The 20,351-nt window shown below is 63.4% G+C and carries 15 protein-coding genes; 5 read left to right on the plus strand and 10 right to left on the minus strand.

What is annotated here, in order from left to right; all coding sequences use genetic code 11:
• Positions 1-32: 32 nt before the first annotated feature.
• Genes JQ611_RS18385 through hydA form a run of 4 tightly spaced genes read right to left on the minus strand, consistent with a single transcriptional unit; the run spans position 33 to position 4,704 of the window.
• On the minus strand, positions 33-1,466 hold the full coding sequence (locus JQ611_RS18385) for an NAD(P)-binding domain-containing protein (protein ID WP_212466182.1): 1,434 nt from the start codon (positions 1,464-1,466) through the stop codon (positions 33-35).
• A complete protein-coding gene (locus JQ611_RS18390; RefSeq protein WP_212466183.1) occupies positions 1,463-2,224 on the minus strand; it encodes an SDR family oxidoreductase in 762 nt (253 codons plus the stop codon). The genes JQ611_RS18385 and JQ611_RS18390 overlap by 4 nt, the downstream gene beginning before the upstream one ends.
• Position 2,225: 1 nt before the next feature.
• Positions 2,226-3,203, minus strand: coding sequence for an NAD(P)-dependent oxidoreductase (locus JQ611_RS18395; protein ID WP_212466184.1), 978 nt, complete (start codon positions 3,201-3,203; stop codon positions 2,226-2,228).
• Positions 3,204-3,234: 31 nt separating this feature from the next.
• The gene (hydA, locus tag JQ611_RS18400; RefSeq protein ID WP_212466185.1) at positions 3,235-4,704 is read right to left on the minus strand and encodes a dihydropyrimidinase; all 1,470 of its coding nucleotides are present in this window, start codon (positions 4,702-4,704) and stop codon (positions 3,235-3,237) included.
• Between the two features lie 204 nt (positions 4,705-4,908).
• Between hydA and JQ611_RS18405 the strand changes: the two genes are divergently transcribed.
• Positions 4,909-5,571, plus strand: a complete 663-nt coding sequence (locus tag JQ611_RS18405; RefSeq protein ID WP_212466186.1) for an aspartate/glutamate racemase family protein — start codon at positions 4,909-4,911, stop codon at positions 5,569-5,571.
• Here JQ611_RS18405 and JQ611_RS18410 read toward each other — a convergent pair.
• From JQ611_RS18410 to JQ611_RS18435, 6 genes are all read right to left on the minus strand, one after another.
• Entirely contained in the window at positions 5,565-6,224 is a 660-nt protein-coding gene (locus JQ611_RS18410; protein ID WP_212466187.1) for a flavin reductase family protein, read from the minus strand. The genes JQ611_RS18405 and JQ611_RS18410 overlap by 7 nt on opposite strands.
• The gene (locus JQ611_RS18415; protein WP_212466188.1) at positions 6,225-7,157 is read right to left on the minus strand and encodes an N-carbamoyl-D-amino-acid hydrolase; all 933 of its coding nucleotides are present in this window, start codon (positions 7,155-7,157) and stop codon (positions 6,225-6,227) included. It abuts the gene before it with no gap.
• A 307-nt stretch (positions 7,158-7,464) separates the two neighbouring features.
• The gene (locus JQ611_RS18420) at positions 7,465-8,787 is read right to left on the minus strand and encodes an aminotransferase class III-fold pyridoxal phosphate-dependent enzyme (protein WP_212466189.1); all 1,323 of its coding nucleotides are present in this window, start codon (positions 8,785-8,787) and stop codon (positions 7,465-7,467) included.
• On the minus strand, positions 8,784-10,370 hold the full coding sequence (locus tag JQ611_RS18425; RefSeq protein WP_212466190.1) for a hydantoinase B/oxoprolinase family protein: 1,587 nt from the start codon (positions 10,368-10,370) through the stop codon (positions 8,784-8,786). The genes JQ611_RS18420 and JQ611_RS18425 overlap by 4 nt, the downstream gene beginning before the upstream one ends.
• Positions 10,367-12,376 carry a hydantoinase/oxoprolinase family protein gene (locus tag JQ611_RS18430; RefSeq protein WP_212466191.1) on the minus strand — a complete coding sequence of 670 codons (2,010 nt, stop codon included), beginning with the start codon at positions 12,374-12,376 and terminating at the stop codon, positions 10,367-10,369. The genes JQ611_RS18425 and JQ611_RS18430 overlap by 4 nt, the downstream gene beginning before the upstream one ends.
• 377 nt (positions 12,377-12,753) lie before the next feature.
• Positions 12,754-14,259 carry a PLP-dependent aminotransferase family protein gene (locus JQ611_RS18435; RefSeq protein ID WP_212466246.1) on the minus strand — a complete coding sequence of 502 codons (1,506 nt, stop codon included), beginning with the start codon at positions 14,257-14,259 and terminating at the stop codon, positions 12,754-12,756.
• A 349-nt stretch (positions 14,260-14,608) separates the two neighbouring features.
• On the opposite strand from JQ611_RS18435, the gene JQ611_RS18440 reads away from it, so the two are divergent.
• From JQ611_RS18440 to JQ611_RS18455, 4 genes are all read left to right on the plus strand, one after another.
• A complete protein-coding gene (locus JQ611_RS18440) occupies positions 14,609-14,749 on the plus strand; it encodes a hypothetical protein (protein WP_212466192.1) in 141 nt (46 codons plus the stop codon).
• 332 nt (positions 14,750-15,081) lie between these two features.
• Positions 15,082-16,041 (plus strand): helix-turn-helix domain-containing protein, encoded by a 960-nt coding sequence (locus JQ611_RS18445; RefSeq protein WP_212412684.1) that lies wholly within the window; start codon positions 15,082-15,084, stop codon positions 16,039-16,041.
• A 275-nt stretch (positions 16,042-16,316) separates the two neighbouring features.
• Positions 16,317-18,341, plus strand: a complete 2,025-nt coding sequence (locus JQ611_RS18450; protein ID WP_212466193.1) for a hydantoinase/oxoprolinase family protein — start codon at positions 16,317-16,319, stop codon at positions 18,339-18,341.
• A 4-nt stretch (positions 18,342-18,345) separates the two neighbouring features.
• On the plus strand, positions 18,346-20,307 hold the full coding sequence (locus tag JQ611_RS18455; RefSeq protein ID WP_212466194.1) for a hydantoinase B/oxoprolinase family protein: 1,962 nt from the start codon (positions 18,346-18,348) through the stop codon (positions 20,305-20,307).
• Positions 20,308-20,351: the final 44 nt, after the last annotated feature.

Raw genomic sequence — 20,351 nt, forward strand, 5'->3', positions numbered from 1 at the left:
AGCCGAGCTTCCCAAACGCGGTTGAAAACCGTTCACCGTTCCTCACCCGTCGTGGATGCTTGCCGCACGACGACAGCCTGGGGCACGTCATACGCCTTGAACGAAGCCCAGTGCCGCTCGATGTCCGCGCGAAACAGGCCGCGTGTCAACCCGTGCACCAGCTTCGGCACGGCCGTGGTCATCGCATTGATCGATGAGCCCGAAGCACCGAAGCTCATGGTGGAGGCGATCGCGAAGACATGAATGTTCGCGATCCATGGTGTTTCACCGGCGACCCGCTCCATCAGCGCATAGTCGTCAGCGAGATAGGGAAAACGCCCGAGCCGCGGGCTGCGCTCGTCCGGCGGCGGCTGGTAGCGGTCGGCCCAGGTCGCGATGTTGGCGGCGCTGCTTCGCAGTTCGGGCCGGCCGGCAAAATTCATGTCGATCCCTGTGCCGCAGATCACGAAGTCGGCCGCGAACACGCCCCGCGGCGTCTGCAAGTCGACGCCGCAAGCCGTTTGCGTGGCGGCTTCGATCGGTGCCCCCTCCTGCAGGCGAAAATTGGGATGATGCGCGCAGCGGTCGTAGGTCGCTTGCGGAAAACCTTCCCGCATCTCCAGCACGGCGCGCATGAAGCGCCAGCGCCAGGCATCATCCAGATCACAGAAGTGACGCAGGAAGCCGCGGAACGTGAGCCAGCGGTAGGGCTGGATCACCTGGATCTCCGCCCTGCGGCAAAACAGATCCACCTCGGCCGCGCCTGCCTCCAGTGCGGTCGCTGCATTGTCGAAGGCCGAAGCGCCGGCGCCGATCACCGCAACATTCTTGCCGCACAAGCGGGCGAAGTCGATCGGCTGGGCCGCATGCGCGCAAACCGACGACGGCAGATGGCGTAGCGGCTCCGGAATGGTCCAGTCGCCCATGCCTTCCTGCCCCGTCGCCAGCACAATCTTGCGCGCAAAGACAATATCGAAACCATCAGCCGTCTTTACCTTGGCCGCGAGCAATCCACCGGCCGCAGGCGAGATCTCGATAACCTCGCAACCATTCCGCACCGGCAGGTCCAGGATGCGCCTGAACCAGAGCAGATACTCCGCCCAAAGCTCGCGTGAAATCAGGTCGAGATTTCGCCAATCCCCCTCGCCGAAGCGCGCCTCGTGCCAGGACTGGTAGGTCAGGCTGGGAATATCAAGATCGGGCCCGGTGAAATGCTTCGGACTACGCAGCGTATGCATGCGGGCGTAAGTGAGCCACGGTCCTTCCTGCCCCTCCTCGGATTTGTCGAGCACGAGGATGTTGCTCACCTGCGAGCGCATCAGCCCAAACGCCGTCGCGAGCCCAGATTGCCCGGCGCCCACCACGAGCACGTCCAGCGCCGGTCTGCCGTCGGGCCCGAGCTTCGGCGTCAGCCACGCAGCATCCGGATGCGCGGTCTTGGCAAGATCGGCGCGAACCTGGGCTTCGAGAGCGAGCAAGCTATTCATGCCGCGAGCCATCCGCCATCCACCACCATCACGGTGCCGGTCGTAAAGGAAGACGCATCGCTGGCGAGGTGGAGCGCTGCCTGGGCCACCTCCTCCGCCTGGCCAAATCGCTTCATGGCATGGCGGTTGCGGGACGCTTCACGCACTGGTTCAGGGTCGGCATGGCGAGCAAAACTGCGTCGCAGCATCGGCGTGTCGATGGCGCCCGGCGCGATCGCGTTGACCCGGATTCCGTCCGTGGCGAAATCCACCGCCATCGTCCGGGTAAGGCTGATGATCGCGCCCTTGGCCGCGATATAGGCGCTGTTGCCCTTGCCGCCGGCGATCGCCAGTTGCGAGGCGAGCGCAATGATCGAGCCGCTGCCTTGCCGCTGCATCTCGGGCACTGCCGCGCGTGCCCAGAGCCAGGTGCCGCCGACATTGGTGCGGAACACCGCATCCCAATCGGCGGGATCGGTGGTCAGCACCGTGCCGCCGCAGGAAAAGCCCGCCGCGGCCATCAGCACATCGAGGCGGCCGCGCCGCGCTATGACATCGCCAACCACAGTTTGCGCGAAATCCGCCTCGCCGACATCGCCGACATGGAATGAAGCTTCACCCTTCACGCCGTCGATCGCCGCCAGCGTCTCCTGCAAGCCCGCGCCATCACGATCGACCAACGCGATAAAGGCGCCCTCCTTCGCAAACAGCGCCGCACTGGCGCGGCCGATGCCGGAGCCAGCGCCGGTTATGATCGCCGTCCGCCCTGTCAGTCTCATGTCAGGCTTTCCCTCGATGTTCTTTCCACCAGTTGCTCAGTTCGACGACGGAATCGGCGCAGCCGAACCGCGCGCGCCAGCCGAACTCTTCCGCCATGCGCGTGACCGAAAGCGGCGCCCGGTCGGCTGGACTATGCAGGTCGATCGTCGCCGCTTCACCGGCATCGGTCAGCCTGCAAATGAAACCGGGGCGCAGCGCGGCCAATTCCTGCCCCCATTGCAGCGCCGGCCATTCCACGCCGGTCGAAATATTGTAGAGCTGATGCTTGGGCCGCTCCGCCTCGATCAGCACTGTCACGGCTTCCGCGACATCCACCGCATAGATCCAGTCCCTGACACCCGGACGTGACAGAACGGCCTCGCGTTTCTCCTGCATCGCAGCCAGAATCTGCACCTGCGGGCTTGGCGTGTCGCGCACCTCGTTGCTCCGCTCCCACGGGCCGAATACGGCGCTCAGCCGTACGCTGACGATTTGGCATTGCCATAGGGTGGAAAGGCGCGCGGCCACTTTCTCCGACGCGAGTTTGGTAATGGCGTAGAGTGAAACCGGATCGCAAGGCGTCTCCTCATCAAGCACCGCATTCCCAAATGCGCTGGCGCCGTAGGCAGCCGCGGACGACAGATTGATGATGCGCTTGACGCCAGTGCGCTGCGCCGCGATCAGGACCGGCGTCTGAGCCAGCAGATTGACCCGCAGAATGGTCTCGGGATCCTTTGCCTCGCGCTCCGGACCGGCCGTGATTGCGGCTCCGAGAATGATCGCCTCATAGCTGGCTGCGATCGCCTGCCCGACGGCATTCTGATCGGTGATATCGCCCTGGATGACGGTCAGCCGATCCGCGTGAGAGGCAAGATACCTGGCTGCGTCAGACGGCAAGCCCGCGCGGTCGAACAACGTCACCGCATGACCGCGCGCCAGCAATGTCGCGGCGATATTGAGCCCAACAAAACCGGTGCCGCCGAAAACAAGGATTCTCATTTCTCAATCCGAACCCGTCGCCGCGGACAGATCACAGGAGCCTCGCCCCGAAATTCTGTTCCGGGTCCATATCCGATACCAGCCGGCCGGTCGGTTTCGCCGCCTCTCCTCCCGTGCGTGCGAGGAAACGCCCTGAGCCTGCTTCGACCGAACGTTTGCCGTCCGACACGATCACGCGCCCGCGCGATAGCACGGTCACCGGCCAGCCGCGCAGCTTGCGGCCGGCAAAGGGCGTATAGCCCGTGAGGTCATGCATCATCTCATCGCTCAGCGTCACCTCTCGCGCCGGGTCCCAGATCGCGATATCCGCATCGGCGCCAACCGCAATCGAGCCTTTCCGCGGATGCAGATTGTAGATCTTTGCAGGTGCCGTCGCGGTCAGTTCGACGAACTTTTCGATTCCGAGGCGCCCCCTGGAAACCATAGCGTCGAACAGCAGCGGCAACCGGACTTCAAGGCCCGGCAAACCGTTCGCCACCTGCTTGAAATTAGGATTGGGGCCGGCCCGCAGTTTACCGGTTTCGTCGAATCGATACGGCGCGTGGTCGGACGACACGGTCTGGAGATCGCCGAGCGCCAACGCCTGCCACAGCGCTTCCTGGTCGGCGGCGCGCCGCGGCGGCGGGCTGCACATCCATTTGGCGCCTTCCACGCCGGGCTTGTCGAGATCATCGGCCGTGAGAAACAGATATTGCGGGCAGGTCTCCGCGAACACCTTCAGCCCCTGCCCGCGCGCATCGCGGATCACCCTGGCGCCTTCCGCCGTCGAGACGTGGAAGATCATGATCGGTTGGTCGATCAGCGCAGCCATGCCAATCAACCGCGTGAACGCCTCCGCTTCCGAAACGCGGGCGTGGCTGATAGCGTGATATTTCGGATGGGTGTAACCGCGCGCGAGCAGCCGCTTCACCATCCAGGAAATGATCCCGTGGTTCTCGGCATGGGCGCAGAGCATCGCGCCGCCGTCGCGCGCCGCCAGCAGAATGTCGAGCAGCGGCTCGTCATCGATCTTCAGGCGATCATAGGTCATGAAGATCTTGATCGAGCCGTGGCCCTGCTTGATCAATGCCGGCAGATCCGTCTCCAGCGCTTCCTTTGTCGGATCGGCGATGATCATGTGAAAGGCGTAGTCGATCACCGCGCCCTTTTTGGCCAGCGCATGATAGTCCTCCAGCACCTGCGGCAGCTTCATGCCGACGTGCTGGGCCGCGAACGAGATCACGCTGGTGGTGCCACCGAAGGCCGCCGAGACCGTCGCGCTCTCGAACGTATCGGCGTTCATGATACCCGCGGCCGATAGCTGTTCGATGTGGGCGTGGCTGTCGACGCCGCCGGGCAGCACCAGCTTGCCGCGCGCATCGATCTCGCGTCGCCCGGCCGGCAAGCCGCGGCCGACAGCAACAATCGTCTCGCCGGAAATGGCGACATCGGCCTCGAACACGTCGCTGACGGTCGCGACGCGTCCGCCGCGAATGAGAAGGTCGTAGGCGGGTTCGGTCATGGCAAACTCTCCAAGTCAGGTCCTGAATCGCAAGTCGGGCGTCCGCTGCATAAAAGCACAGATCGTGTCGCTACACTCCCTTGCGCTTTGGGAGCAGACAGTGGACCATGCATCGCTCGATGGCATGGTCATTGCTTCCATCGAAGTCTCTTTGCGCCTAGGCCCCACGGCATCGGCCGATGCACCGTCCAGCAGGAAAACATGATGTCCAGGCAACGCATTCTCGTCATCAATCCCAATTCAAATCGCCTCGTGACGCAAGGGCTGGAAGAGGCACTCAAGCCGCTCGGCTTTGAGGGCGGACCGGAGATCGTCTGCGAAACTTTGGCTGAAGGGCCTTACGGGATCGAAAGCCAGGCCGACGTCGATGGCGTGGCGATGCCGCTGCGCCGTCTTGTCGAAGGCGACAACAGTTCGGCCGCCTTTGTCATTGCCTGCTACAGCGATCCGGGCCTGCATGTCTGCCGCGAAGCGACGGACCGGCCCGTTTTCGGCATCGCCGAATGCGGCGTGCTGACGGCGCTTGCGCGCGCCGAAAGCTTCGGCGTCATTGCGATCGCACAGCGCTCGATTCGCCGCCACGTCCGTTACCTCAGGCAAATGGGATTGACGGATCGCCTGACGCGGGAGCGCCCGCTCAACATGAGCGTGGCGGAGACGGCGTCGGGCGAAGGAACGCTCGCGAAGATGATCGAGGTCGGGCGCGCGCTCAAGGACGAAGACGGATCCGGCGCCATCGTGATGGGCTGTGCCGGCATGGCGCGTCATCGAAGGCCGCTGGAACAGGCGCTCGGGATTCCCGTGATCGACCCGACGCAGGCGGCCGTGACCATGGCTTTGGGTGCGGTACAGTTCGCCCATCACTGACTTTCGCCGGACGGTTCACGCGCACCGCTGCGTGCAAGCCACTGGGCGTGGCTTTCGCGCGTCAGCGCGAAGGTATCGCGCTGGGTAGCGTAGAGATTGCCGAACAGGCGTCCGATCGGACGATAGACGTCGAAATCGACGTACATCCTCTCCCGGTCGACCAAGCCGTCGCGCGCGTGCAGGCGCAGCACCTCACCAACCAGGAGTTCGCGCCCGGGTCCGAAAGCGAGTGCGACATGTTGCCTGCACTCCAGCGCGAAGGGAGCTGCCGCCAGCCGCGGCACGGCGATATCGACTGACGGCAATGTCGCCAGGCCCGTCGCCTCCACCTCGCTGTTGCCGGAGGGAAAGTCGATCGCGCAGTCGTTCATGGTGGTCGCCAACGCCTCGTCCACCATATGCACGACGAACTCTCCGCTGCGGTGGATGTTGCGGGTGGTGTCCTTGGGGCTGTGATCGGCCTTGTGTTGCAAGCCGAGCACCACGAGCGGAGGATCTTCGGAGAACACGTTGAAGAAGCTGAACGGTGCCGCGTTGACCTTGTTGTTCTCGTCGAGCGTGGTGACCAGCGCGATCGGCCGTGGCACCACGACCCCGCACAGCAACTTGTATCGGTCGTGCGGATCAAGTTCGCGGAAGGAGATGCCGAACATCTAGTTTTCCAGCGGCGGCACCGCGCCGGTGCGGCTGGTGATCAGGCCATAATGCTCGATGCGGCGGTGGTTGGCGAAGTTGAAGATGGTTTTCTTGCCGAAATCGGTGGCGTCGAGGTCGCACGGGTAAACCAGCAACTCGTCCTCTTCGGTTTTCGCCTCGACGACGATCTCGCCGTCCGGATTGACGATCAGGCTGCCGCCGATCAAGGGGTGGCCATCCTCGACGCCGGCCTTGGCAACGCATACGACCCAGGTAGAGTTCTGGTAGGCGCCGGCCTGTGCGGACAGCCGGTTGTGGAAGAGCCGCTTCTCGGGCCCCTCCTCGCTCTTCTCGGCATTGACCGAGGGCGTGTTGTAGCCGATCAGCACCATCTCGACGCCCTGCAGACCCATCACGCGGTAGGTTTCCGGCCAGCGCCGGTCGTTGCAGACGGCCATGCCGAAGATTCCGCCGAGGGTCCGCCAGACCTTGAAACCGAGATCGCCGGGCTCGAAGTAGCGCTTCTCCAGATGCTGGAACGCGCGTTTCGTATCAAACTCCGAATGCCCCGGCAGATGGATCTTGCGATAGGTCCCGACAATTCTGGCGGACTTATCGGTGAGAATACAGGTGTTGAAGTGATGTCCGTCCGCTGTCAGTTCGGCATAGCCAAAGCTCATCGCCATCTGGTGCCGGGCGGCGCGCTCAAACAGCGGCATGGCCGCAGCATTCGGCATCTCGCGTTCGAACCACGTGTCGACCTCGGCCTGGCCCTCCATGTACCAGCGAGGAAAGAACGTGGTGAGGGCAAGCTCCGGATAGACGATCAGATCGGCGCCCCTCGCCTTGGCTTCATCCATCAGCGCGATCATGCGCTTGACGACGGTTTCGCGACTGTCGGTTTTCTGAATCGGACCCAACTGGGCGGCGGCAACATTGATGACGCGCATGGATACCTTTCTGGGCGCTTCCATTTAAGGCGGCGCTTGCATGAAAATGAAGCAGCCTGTGAAGCTCGGAGTCTTATCCGGCTCAATCGAGCCAGCAGTTAAAGTTTTGGTTCACACGAAGTCAATTCCGGAGACAGTCCTCGTGATGCACGTCAGTTCTGCGTTTCCGCTCGCCGCCCGATGCTCGGCGCGCGCCAGCGCATGGTCGAGCGTGCCGTCAGGCATCGGCAGGTACCAGGGTTCGCCAACCGGCCAAGCGAGAAACGCAGCTCACTGGCGGTATCCTTGATGACTCAGTCCAGCCCTCCTATCGGCCGTGGCTTGGTGCAGCATGCCGCTCATGCTCTTCATCCGCAACCTGCAGACCGTGATCCAGCGCATCGAGCAGCCGATGGGATTCATCCGCGGAGATCACCAAAGGCGGCGCAAGGAACAGCGAGGTCTGTTCACCGCTGGTTCCGATCACCGCGCCGGCCTCAAGGGCGCGCAACGCGACGCGGGAAGCGATGGGATCCTCAAGGCTGTCCGCGTGCCACGTCCGCCAGTCCGGCCCGTGCAGCTCAATGGTCCAATGCAGGCCTTGTCCCGCCACGCGTCTTACGCTGGGATGCCGCCGCGCGATCTCGAGCAGACGCTTTGCGAACAGTCCCTCGAGCTGGCGTACCCGCGACAGGATGTCTTCGCTGGTGACGACGCCGAGGTAGGCGCTGACGGCGGCCATGCTGATCGGATGCCCGCGCAACGTGCCGTAATTCTGCCAACTCTTGCCCTTGAGCTGCTCGACGATCGCTTTCGACACCACGACCGCCGCGACCGCCGCGGCGCCGCCCCCCAACGATTTGCCGAGCGTCACGATGTCCGGGCGGCTCTCGCCACCTTGAAACGCAAACCATCGCCCCGCCCGCCCCGCGCCGGTCACCACTTCGTCGGCGATCCAGACCGATCCAGCCTCGCGGGCGTGCAGCGCCAGTTGGTCCTGATAGTCGGCGTCGTAGTAGATGCCGCCTTGCGTATAGTCGATGATGGTTGCGGCGGTGTCCGACAGGGTGCTTGCGGCATCGGCGAGATACTGTTTCGCCGACGGATTGTTCGGTGGTGCGCCGTAGATCGCGCCATCGGGCGCGGGTAGAATGCGGACCGGCGCCATCACGGCAGGCAGTTGCGAGCCACCGGCATGCACCGCGAGGCCGCCATGCCATTGCGGCTGCACGGTCATGCTGCGGGACAGACCGACCAGGCCGTGATAGGCGCGTTCGCGGGTCGCGAGCGCCGTGCGCTGCGTTAGTGCCTGGCAAAGCGAGAGCGCCATGTCATTCGCTTCGCTTCCGCTGATGCAAAAGCGAACGGCGCCGACCCAGTCCTCTTCACCTACGAAGGCGACCCTGATCAGATCGTCAGCGGCTTGCTCGCGCCCGATCCAGGTCCAGCCTTCATTCACGACGGGCGTATCCGCAGCGCGACGGATCGCTTCCACCATCGCCGGATGACGATGGCCAAGGCCGCCACCAGTATTGCTTCCGTCGATCAGGCGACGGCCATCCTCGAGGTGGAAATAGACGCCCTCACCGCCGACGACGGTAAGCGGTGCGCTGTCGCCTGCGTTCAGGCCGGTTCGCAATAGCCTACTCATCGAGAAACCTCATTCGCCGCTCCATAACCGCCGCCGCCGCAGCTCTCGATGGTGACAAGATCGTCGCGCTGCAGCACCAGATTCGATTTGCCATCGATTTCGACATTGGCGCCATTTCTGACCAGCGATATCAGGCAGGTCTGGCCGGGTTGGCCGCCCTGCATGCCGAATGGCGGGATCACCATTCGCTCGATACATGTGGTCAGATGCATGGACGGCGCGAGAATCCGATAGGAACGCACCACGCCGTCGCCGCCGCGATACTTTCCGGCGCCACCGGACTCGCGGCGAATGGATTGCTGCTCGACCCGGATCTTGTAGTTGGCCTCGATCACTTCGGCCGGAGTATTGGACGTATTGGCCAGGTGCACGCGCGTCGCCGAAACGCCGTCACGATCATGGCGCGCGCCCTCGCCGCCGCCATGGACCTCGTACAGCATCTTCCAGGAGCCGTCCGAGCGCGGCTCGGCGAAAAAGAGCACGCTGGCTGTCGTCGTCCCGCCGGCGGACAAGCGTTCCGGAATCGCGTCCTGCATCGCATGGAAGATGGCATCGACGATGCGCATTGAGGTTTCGTGATTTCCCGCCGCGACGGCCGCCGTCCACCCCGGCTCCAGAATCGAACCCTGGCGCGTGATGATCGTGAGCGGCCGCAAGGCGCCGGCATTTTGCTGCATCTCACGCCCGCTCATGATGCGTGCCGAATAAGCTACCGCGGAACGCGCGATGAACGGCGTCGTGTTGCAGAAATTCGCGGCCCGGTCGGCGCTGCCAGACAGATCGAACGTGGCCTCGTCACCAGCGATGGTGATCTTGACGTGAATGCGGGCGGGTTCGCCGCCCGCGCCGCCATCGTCCAGGTAATCTTCCCCTTCATAGACGCCGTCCGGCAGTTCGCGGATCGCCTCCCGCATCTCGATCTCCGACAGATCATGCAGACGCGCCAGCGCCACGGTGAACACATCCCTGCCGTGGTGCCGGCAAAGCTCGACGATGCGCTTTTCGCCCGCCTTGGTTGCCGCGATCTGTCCGAGCAGATCGCCCTCGCACGCTTCGGGATCGCGTACATTGGCCTGCAGAAGCTGCATGATGGGCGTATTCACACCGCCCGCTGTCGCAATCAGAACCGGCGGAATGCGCATCGCCTCCTGAAAAGTATCGATGGCCTTGGCGAAGTAGCTGCCCGGCCATGTTCCGCCGATATCGGGCCAATGCGCGAGGCTGATCGCGAATGCGACGATATCACCGTCGACAAAAACCGGCCGGACCACTTTGACGTCGTTAAGATGGTTGCCGCCCAGCGCGCCAAGATTATAGATCAGCACGTCGCCGTCGTTCAGGCTGCCTACGGGCACAACTTTCAGCAGTTCCGGGACGGTGTAAGCCATGGCCCCGAGGTGGATCGGGATGTCCCGGCCCTGACCGACCAGATCGCCCTTCGCATCGGTGATCGCAGATGAAAGATCGCCGGCTTCGCGCAACAGTGGCGAGCGTGCCGAACGCGTCATCACCAGACTCATTTCCTCGGCTGCCGCCGACAGACCATGCCGGATCACCTCAACGGTAAACGGATCGAGCGTCATGGCCTCACCTTCGTCAAAAAGAGATGACCGACCGTGTCCGGTTTGGCCTGCCAGCCCGGGGGGACCACAATTGTGGACCACGCATCTTCAATGATCGCGGGCCCGAGGACCGGCTCCTTCATCGAGGCGCGGTCCACGATCACCGTCGCCACGTCATGGCCGCCATCGAACGTGCATCGACGCGAAGCCACCTGCAACTTGCGAACGGCGGTCGTGGGGCGATCGACGATGGTGGTCGATGGCCGCCGCGCCTGCACGCGCACCGATTCGACGACGCAACTCTCCTGCGTCGCGTAGCCGAACAGTTCGTGGTGACGAACGAGAAAATCTTCCCGCAGGCGCGTGGTATTCAGAGGCAGGGAGAACGGCACGGCAATGGCGTCGTTCTGCGCGGCATAGCGCATCAGGGCGACCAGTTCGACGTCGATCTCTGCGCGCGCAACGCCGTTGGCAATCAATGGTTCCGACGCCTGCCCGATCAAGGTCTCGATCCGCTCCAACACCCGAGCGAGATCGATACCATCCAATGCGACACGGAAGGTCTGCTGCTGCAGAAAGCTGAAATCGGCAGTGAGACAGCCAAGCGCAGAAAATGCACTCGATGCGTTGGGCACCACGATCGAACCGATGCCGTAGAGATCCGCCATTCCCGCCGCATGCATCGGACCGCCGCCGCCGAAGGCAAGGAGCGTACAGTCGCGGCCGTCGATGCCGCGTTCCACCGTCACCCGGCGCAGCGCCCTTGCCATGGTTGCATTGGCGACCTTGACGATGCCGAGTGCGGTCTCCTCGAGGCCCAGTTTCAACGCTTGTGCTATGGGCGCAATGGCGCGTCGGGCAGCCTCGATGTCGAGGCTGATACGGTCCCCGAGCCGCGTTTCGGGATTGAGATAGCCGAGCACCGCGTTGGCATCGGTGATCGTCGCCGCCGTGCCGCCGCGGCCATAGCAGGCCGGGCCGGGTTCGGACCCCGCGCTCTGGGGTCCTACGGTCAAGCCGCCTGGCCCATTGCGCACGATCGAACCACCTCCCGCTCCGATCGAGTGAACCGCCAGCATCGGCTGGCGCAGCGGCCGATCCCCGAGCATTCGGCCGTCCGCCATCTCCGCCTGCCCATCGATGATCAGACAGACATCGGTGGTGGTGCCGCCCATATCGAAGGTGAGCATTCTCGGCGTGCCGAGCTGGCGCGCAATGCTGACCGACGCCGACACACCGGCCGCGGGCCCGGACATCGCCATTACCAGAGGACGCCGCTTGACCGCAGCAATCGGCACCATGGCTCCGGCGGAATGGAACACCTGCAGGCCAGGCCCGATCGGCAGGCGCTGCTCCAGCTCACTCAAATATTCGACGGCAATCGGCATCGCCGCCGCATTGAACACCGTCGACGACGTGCGCTCGTATTCGCGTGCTTCCGGATTGACCTCATGTGACAGCGAGACATGCGGCACGATCGCCTTGAGCCGTTCGGCCAGAATCCTCTCATGTACCGGATTGGCGTAGGCATGCAGCAAGGCCACCGCGACGCTTTGCACACCGGTCCGCTTCAGCCAGGTCAGCAGACGATCGATCTCGCGGTCCTGCAACGGCTTCAGCACATTGCCTTCGTGATCGAGCCGCTCGACCAGACCGAAGCAAAGCTCGCGCGGCACCAATGATGGCGATTTCGGCGGGATATCGAGGCGGTACAGATCACGGCGCCGGTAGCGGGCGATATCCAGCACATCCTCGAATCCAGCGGTGGCGATCAGCGCAACCTTTGGGAGGCGTTCCTCGACGATCGCATTGGTTACCCGCGTGGTGCCATGGACGAAGCGTTTGACCTGATCCTTCTGCAGTCCAATGGCCTCAAGGGCTTCGAGCATCGCATCGACCGGCGCATGCGGACGCGACGGAACCTTGGCGATCCGGGTTTCGGCGGGGTCACGCCGGATGGCAATGATGTCCGTGAAGGTGCCCCCGATATCGGTTCCGACTTCCCATTCCCTGTTCAAGCCGTTCATTTCATTCCTTGTTCAGCCATTGCCTTCCTTCTCAGCGCACCGAACAAGGCCGGGGGCGACGACAGAAGCCACGTTGCGACTCAAATCGCGAAAGTCGAGCTAGAGATAGGCCGCGCCGATCAGTAGTTTCAACGAGACTCCACGATCCGTCATCATCACCCTGCTTCCCCTGTGAAGGCCACCCAGGCGAATTTGTGACAGACCGGTCGAGCCATCGCATAGAGCCAGACTTGCCGCAAACAGGTAGGCCAGCCGCTCGAACGCGCTGCCGCTCTTCCAAAGTCTTCTGCATTAATCCGGGCATTGATGCTCACGGAAGATGCACACTCGCCGCCCCCGGAGCCGCGACTCCGATGGCTCAAGCTGATCTGCTGCCGCTATGAAGCACTGAGGCACGCGGCCATTTTGGATATCAACCGGCGTGCATCCTCCGTCTGCAGCCGCCCATATCCAAACACCAATCCCTGCCGCGTGGGTTCGCCGAGATAGTTCTGCGACAGCGGCTGCACGTGAATGCCGGTTTGCAGCAGGAGCCTTGCCGCCTCTGCGTCGCTCATCCGTGCCCGCATTCGCTCGGTGAAGAAGGCGACCAGATGGAGCCCGGTCGCCGCGGATGACACGGTCAGATCATCAGGCATCAATGTGGTGATCGCGTCAATCAAGGCAGCCCGCCGCGCGGCATAAACCTTCCGCATTCGTCGCAGATGTCTCACCAGGTGGCCTTCCCGCATGAATTCCGCCAGCGCCACCTGCCCGATTCCCGATGTGTGGACATCGATCCGGGCGCGACCTTTCGAGAACGCCCTGATGAGACGTTCGTCGGCGATCATGTAGCCGATACGCAAGCTCGGCATCATCAGCTTCGAGAATGTCCCGAGGTAGATCACGCGTCCGTCGCGATCGAGCGACCGCAGCGAGGCAATCATGCTGTCCTGGTGCCTGAACTCCGAATTGTAATCATCTTCGATGATCCAGGCGTCATTCTTGTTCGCCCAGTTCAAAAGCTCGAGCCGCCGCTCAAGCCCCATGCTGACGCCGATCGGGTATTGATGCGACGGCGTCACGACCACCAGCTTGGCATGCGGCGCCAGCCGAATTCCCTCGGAAACGCAGAGGCCCTTGTCGTCGACAGGCACCGGAATGAGTCTCGCGCCGGCCGCGGTCAGCGTCCACCGGGCTTCGACGAACCCGGGCTCCTCGACCCAGACCTCGTCGCCCTGATCGAGGATCATGCGGCTGCAAAAATCCAGTGCACCTGACGTGCCGGAGGTCACGGCCACGTTGCCCGGCGTGCAGACCAGACCGCGCACCGATCCGAGGAAATTGGCGATTTCGCTCCGCAACGCCGGATGCCCCTCAGGCGGAAGGTCCAGACAGTCGGAGTTTTTGGGATTCTGCCAGGCCTGCCGCAGCAGCCTCGCCCATTCCCTGAATGGAAAGCTGGAAACATCCGGCGCACCGGGGCTGAATTCGGACTTCCAATTGGTGTCGTATTCGAATGCCAGCAGGGATCGCCATCGATCAGAGACCGGGCCAATCTCGATAGCAGTCGAATCCTCTCCTGACGAGGACACCGCCGCTGGCGCCGGGCTCGCTTGCGCCTGCTTGACCGACGCGACGGTGACGCCTCCACGCGGGGTCGATTCCAGGTAACCTTCGGCATAGAGCAAATCCCACGCTGTCAGAATCACGGTTCGTGAACAGCCCAGTTCGCGCGCGATCTCCCGCGAGCCGAGGAACTTCGTGCCGGCCGAAAGCCTCCCCTGCAGAATGCCGTTCCGGAGATGCGCGGCGATCTGCAGGTGGATCGGGACCGCTGAAGCGCGATCGATATGCATGCCGGCGATCGACACGCGCCTCTTTTGGGGGCGGGATTTTTCCATAGACGAAGGATTTAACTTGAGCGCGGCCAACCAGCAAACCGCAGTCTTCATATACACGTTCTTGAAACGATCGACCCGCCACTGATACCCCAGCACGTTCAGGTCGGCTTGCGCACGCTGGATGTTGCTCGATTTTCTCTGATCTCTCGGCGCAACCATCGTGCGCATGCCGCCTTCTCGCTCCAATCCATCAAGGGGGCGATGGAAAAGAGATAGTCTCGGTATTTCAGCGGCTTATCTTACGCCCTCAATGCGACTAACCACGGTTGGATTATCTGCGTGATCACGAATACTTGCGCGGCCTGCCGCCGGCGTCGATACCGACGCCGTTTAGGGCGGCGGCTAGTTCATGATTGGCATGGTGAACGCAGCCGACATCGACCTGATCGGCCAGCTTCAGCCGAACACAGCGGTCAGGTTCGTCAAGGTCAGGATGGCACTGGACGCGCGTCAGGCTCGCGCGGGGCTTTTGGCCAGACTACGCAGTTGACGTAATCGCCGGAACGCTCCGACAATGGGCAACCTCTTCGGACGGACTCCGGCCGGGAGGTTGTTGTTGATCGCCGCCTCCATCCTTCGGTTGTCCTGATCGAAATTGAGCACGCGGCCTAAAATATCGGCTTCCCCTTCCATTGGACTTGACGTCATCCTGCCGTCCTCGCCAAGCTGACGTCGATGACGGCACGGGAGTGCGTATGAGTGCGGCCATCAACGATCGAGATGACGATACCTATCGCGTTCGCCGCCACATCGGCGCGACAGATGGTCCCGGTCAGGAGAGAACCTAAGACCCCGTAGTCGACGGCAGTGACGGAGCGCAAGATGCAGACCACTTTCGCGACCAACGACATTCCTACCCATCACCGCCGCCAGTTCTGGCAGAAGGTCGTCTCCGACATCTACTACTCGTTGGATCTTCGCTTTCTCGGAGGTCATGACTTCCACGGCAATTTGGGCGCCTGGTCGCTCGGGCCGGTTTCGATCTCCCGCAACGTCTGCGACGGCCTGCTTTACAAGCGGCACGAACGCCACCTCGTCAATGAACGCGAGGAATGCTTCCTGATCACCGTGCCCGAGCTCGCCGAGATCCGCTTTGAGCAGGACGGCAAGGACATCCGCTGCCGACCGGGCGCCTTCCTGATCGAGCGCAGCCATTTACCCTATGAGTTCAGCCACCACGATCCCGCCGCGCTCTGGGTGCTGAAAATCCCAAGCGCCGTGCTGCGCGGGCGGATCTCCCGCCCCGAACGCCTCGCAACCTTGCAATTCGACGCCAGCCGCAGCGTCGGCGCGCTCTTCGTCGATACGCTACGCCTTTCCGGCGAGCGCATCGAGGAAATGGACGAGACTGCCCGAACCATGATGGGCAAGCATCTCATCGATTTGCTAGCGATGGCGGTCGAGTCCGACGAGCGCGTGCTGGCGGGTCACTCGTCCACGATCCGCAATGCGCATCTGCATCGCTGCGAGCATTTTATCCGTACACACCTCGACGACATGCGGCTGACGCCGCAGACGGTGGCGGACGGTTGCGGCATTTCTCTCAGATATCTGCACCAGATATTCGAAGGCGAAGGCGTCACCGTGAGCACCTATATCCGCGCCCAGCGCCTGCTGATGTGCGATGCCATGCTGCGCGATCCGCACTGCCGCAAGAGCATCTCCGAAATTGCCTATCATTGGGGATTCGGCGACCAGGCGCAGTTCAGCCGCAACTACCGCGGCCGGTTTGGCTGCACGCCGAGCGAGGCGCGGGCGGCGGCGCGCGCAGCCTATCCATGAAGCAATGACGGCTCCAGTACTCTTCCTGATCCGACCCTTGATTGTTTCCTGGGCAGGCTGGAGTAGACGCGACGGCTGAGCCGTTCGTGCTCTCTGGCACAAATCTTCCTGCGCTCAGCGTCAAGAAGCCTCACCGAAGGCCTGCCTATAATCCTCGCGACATCTTCGAAATCCGCCGGTCGAACGGGCCGTCTGCGGCAGCCGGATCATCAATCCGGCGCGCCTGAACCGTCGTCCCGACCTCGCCCGGCACGCGTTGGAAAGGAAGCCGTATCGTGCAAAATCTTCGCGTGGCCGTCGACGTCGGCGGCACCTTTACCGACATATGCATCATGGACGAGGCCACCGGCCTCATCCGCATCGAGAAAACATCCACGACCCGGGATCCCATCGAGGGGATCATGGGCGGCGTCTCCAAGGCCGGCATCGATCTGTCCAGGGTGGCGCTGTTCTCGCACGGCACCACGGTTGCGACCAACGCACTGATCACGCGCCGCCTTCCGCGCACCGCCGTGGTGACGACCGAAGGCTTCCGCGACGTCATCGAGATCCGGCGCGCCAACAAGGAAGACCTCTGGGACACCTACAAGGACGTCGTCAAACCCTATGTGCCGCGACGCGACCGGCTGACCGTACCCGAACGCGTCGATGCGGCCGGCAAGGTAATCCAGCGGCTCGACACTGACGCCGCGCGCAAGGTCGCGCGCATTCTGAAGCGCCGGGGCGTGGCCGCGATCGCGGTCTGTTTCATGAACGCCTACCTCAATGGCGAGAATGAGCGCGCGATGCGCGACATCCTGCTCGCGGAGATGCCGGACATTCCGGTGTCGATCTCCTCGCAGGTGCTCCCCGAAATCTTCGAGCACGAGCGATTCTCGACCACGGTCGTCAACGCCGTCGTCAGTCCGGTCGTCGTCAGCTACACGAGCCGCCTCGGCGAGCGCCTTGCCGACGAAGGCTACACCCGCGATCTCCTGCTGCTGCACACCGGCGGCGGCGTCATGACGCCGGCGAGCGTCAAGGATTTCGCCGCGCGCCTCGCAGGTTCCGGCATTGCCGCCGGCGCGATTGCCAGCCGCTACATCGCGGGTCTCTGCGGCTTTCCCAATTCGATTGGCCTCGACATGGGCGGTACCTCGACCGACGTTTCGCTGGCCTATGAGGGTCAGTCACGCATCACCAAGGACTGGTACATCGAATACGGCTACCCGATCCGCTTTGCGTCCATCGAGGTGCTCACCATCGGCGCGGGCGGAGGATCGCTCGCCTGGACCGATCCGGCCGGTTCCTTGCGCAACGGCCCGCAATCGGCCGGCGCCTATCCAGGCCCGGCCTGTTACGGCAATGGCAATGCGCAGCCGACCAATACCGACGCCAACGTCACGATGGGTCGGCTCGGCACCAGCCTGGCCGGCGGCAAGGTGATGCTCGACCCCGAGCTTGCGCGCAAGGCCGTCGAGGATGGCGTCGCAAAGCCGTTCGGTTTCGGCCTGCACGAGGCGGCGGACGCGATCCTCAAAGTTGCCAACGCCAACATGTCGGACGCGGTAAGGCTGATCTCGATCAGCCGCGGCTACGATCCGCGCGACTTCGCGCTCGTCGCTTTTGGCGGCGCCGGCGCCCTGCACGGCGTCGACGTCGCCCGCGAACTTGCGATCCCCGTCGTGATCGTGCCGCCCAATCCCGGCGTGACCTCGGCGCTCGGATGCCTTCTGGTCGACATGCAGCACGACTTCTCGCAAAGCTGCATGGTCGGCGCCGACGAGGCCGATTCCGCCGACATCGAGGCGCAGTTCGCCGCGCTGGAGAAGGAAGCCCTGGCGCGACTGACCCACGAAGGCGTCGCCCAGCAGGACATCGTGCTGCAGCGGTCGATCGATATGATGTATCGCGGCCAGTGGCGGTCGCTCGCCGTCAGCGCGCCGCGTCCGATCGGCGCGATAGCCGACCTCGTCAAGAGCTTCCACGCCGAGCATCAGCGCGAATACAATTTCCGCCGCGACGATTCTCCCGTCAGCTTCTTCCGTCTCAACCTGAAGGCCGTCGGCATCGTCCCCAAGGCCGAGTTCGCCGTGCACAGGCCCACCGGAGCGATCCCGGAGCCGGTCGACCGGCGCCGGGTATGGTTCGATGGCAACGGACTCGACACACCGGTCTTTCAGCGCGACGACCTGCCCCGCGGCTTCAGCTTCCAGGGTCCCGCGATCATCGAACAAGTCGACGCGACCACCGTGGTGCCGCCCGGCGCCAGCGCGGAGGTCGACAAATACCTCAACATCATCATCCGCGTGAAGGAGTGAGCCGATGGCCGGCAATCTTGCGCTCGACCCTGTAACCTTCGAAGTCCTGAAGAACTCCTTCATCACCAGCGTCGACCAGATGGGCGAGCAGGTGCTGCGGACCTGCTATTCCTTCGTCATCTACAACCGCGATTTCTCGAGCGCCCTGCACGATGCCAAGGGCGAATGTGCAGCCCAGGGCAATCAGGACATCGCCGTCCATGTCGGAACGCTGCACTTCACCTGCCAGGACGTCATGCGCCACTTCGAAGGCGACATGCATGAGGGTGACGTCTTTGCGATCAATGACCCCTATGCCGGCGGCACGCACTTCTCCGACGTACGCCTGATCCGGCCGATCTTTGCCGACGGCAAGATCATCGCCTTCAGCCAGTCGAACGGACACTGGTCTGATGTCGGCGGCAGCGTGCCCGGATCGTTCGACGTCGCCGCCCGCGAGATGTTCCGCGAGGGGCTGCGCATCACCCCGGTACGGCTGTTTGACAAGGCCGGCCTGCGCAGGGACGTCACGCACTTGATCGCCTCGAACACGCGCGACCCGGCTTCGATCATTGGCGACATCCAGGCGCAGGCCCAGGCAACACAAGTCTGCGAGCGCGAAATCCTTCGCCTCGTCAACAAATACGGCCGCGACACAGTCGAGACCGGACTTGCCGCCGTCCAGGACTATGTCGAGCGCTCGGCGCGCCAGCGCATCGCCGCCCTCCCGGACGGTGAATGGGAGACGGTCGACTTCATCGATCGCGACCCTGCCGGTGGCGAAGGGATGATCCCGATCCGAATCAAGATGACGATCAAGGGCGACCGTGCAATCTATGATTTCACCGGCAGCCATCCGACCATTGGCTCGATCTACAATTCGGCCTTCGGCGCCACCTTCTCGGCCGTTGCGGCGGGCATGAAAACCTTCTTTCCCGACTTGCCGCTCAACTCCGGCTTCTACCGTTGCTTCGACATCATCGCGCCCGAGGGCTCGATCGTCGATGCCAAATGGCCGATCGCAGTCACCGGCTTCCTGATGCCGTTCGAGAAGATCATGAACTCGATCTACGAGATGTGGTCGAAGCTGATGCCGGAGCGCGCGCTCGCCTGCGCCTTCAATCTCGAATATTTGCTCACCGGCGGTCTCGACGCCCGCAGCTCCGACAAGCCGATCTTCATGTTCTACGACTGGCTGCCGGGCGGCTGGGGCGGACGCAACGGCAAGGACGGCAGCAACGTCACGACCGCCTGCTTCGGCACCGGCCTGATGTCGCAGCCTGTCGAGGGCCAGGAGCGCGCCAATCCGATCCTGACCACCAAGTGCGAAATCCTTACGGACTCGCCCGGCCCCGGCAAATGGCGCGGCGGTGCAGGGGTGGTGAAGACCTCACGGATGTTGCAGGCGGAGAAGACGGTGATCTCCTATATCTGCGACCGCGAACGCGCCGTGGTCTGGGGCATTGAAGGCGGCCTGCCTTCGATGCCGCATGGCCTGACCCTGCATCGCGCCGGCGCCGCCGCCGAGGAACGGCTGGGTTCGATCTTCTCCGATGTCCCGATCGGCGAAGGCGACGTGTTCTCGCGCCCCACCGCCGGTGGCGGCGGGTTCGGCGATCCGCTTCTGCGCGATCCGCGTCTTGTGATCGAGGACATCAAGGACGACTACGTCTCGGTCGAGCGCGCCGCCAAGGACTATGGCGTGGTGGTCCAGACCATCGACGCCGAGCTCTGCGAATATGAGATCGACAGGGCCGCTACCGATGCACTCCGCGCCAAAATCAGGGCCGAGCGCGTCGCCAAGGCGCGGCTCGACCCGGAAGTGGTGGCGCAACGTTTTCGCAGCGGCGCGATCGATACGCTCGACGTGATCCGCCAGCACGCCGTGATCCTCGACTGGGGCACCGGCGCTCTCCTTCCTGAATCCACGCGTCAGTTCCGCGAGGTATTCGAGCGACGCTCGGTCGCAAATTGGGCCGCGGACTAATCCCCGCCGGCAACCGCGTCGCCCACGGGCGGCGCGGCGCGCGC

This window comes from Bradyrhizobium sp. AUGA SZCCT0182, assembly GCF_018130185.1.
Classification (GTDB): Bacteria; Pseudomonadota; Alphaproteobacteria; order Rhizobiales; family Xanthobacteraceae; genus Bradyrhizobium.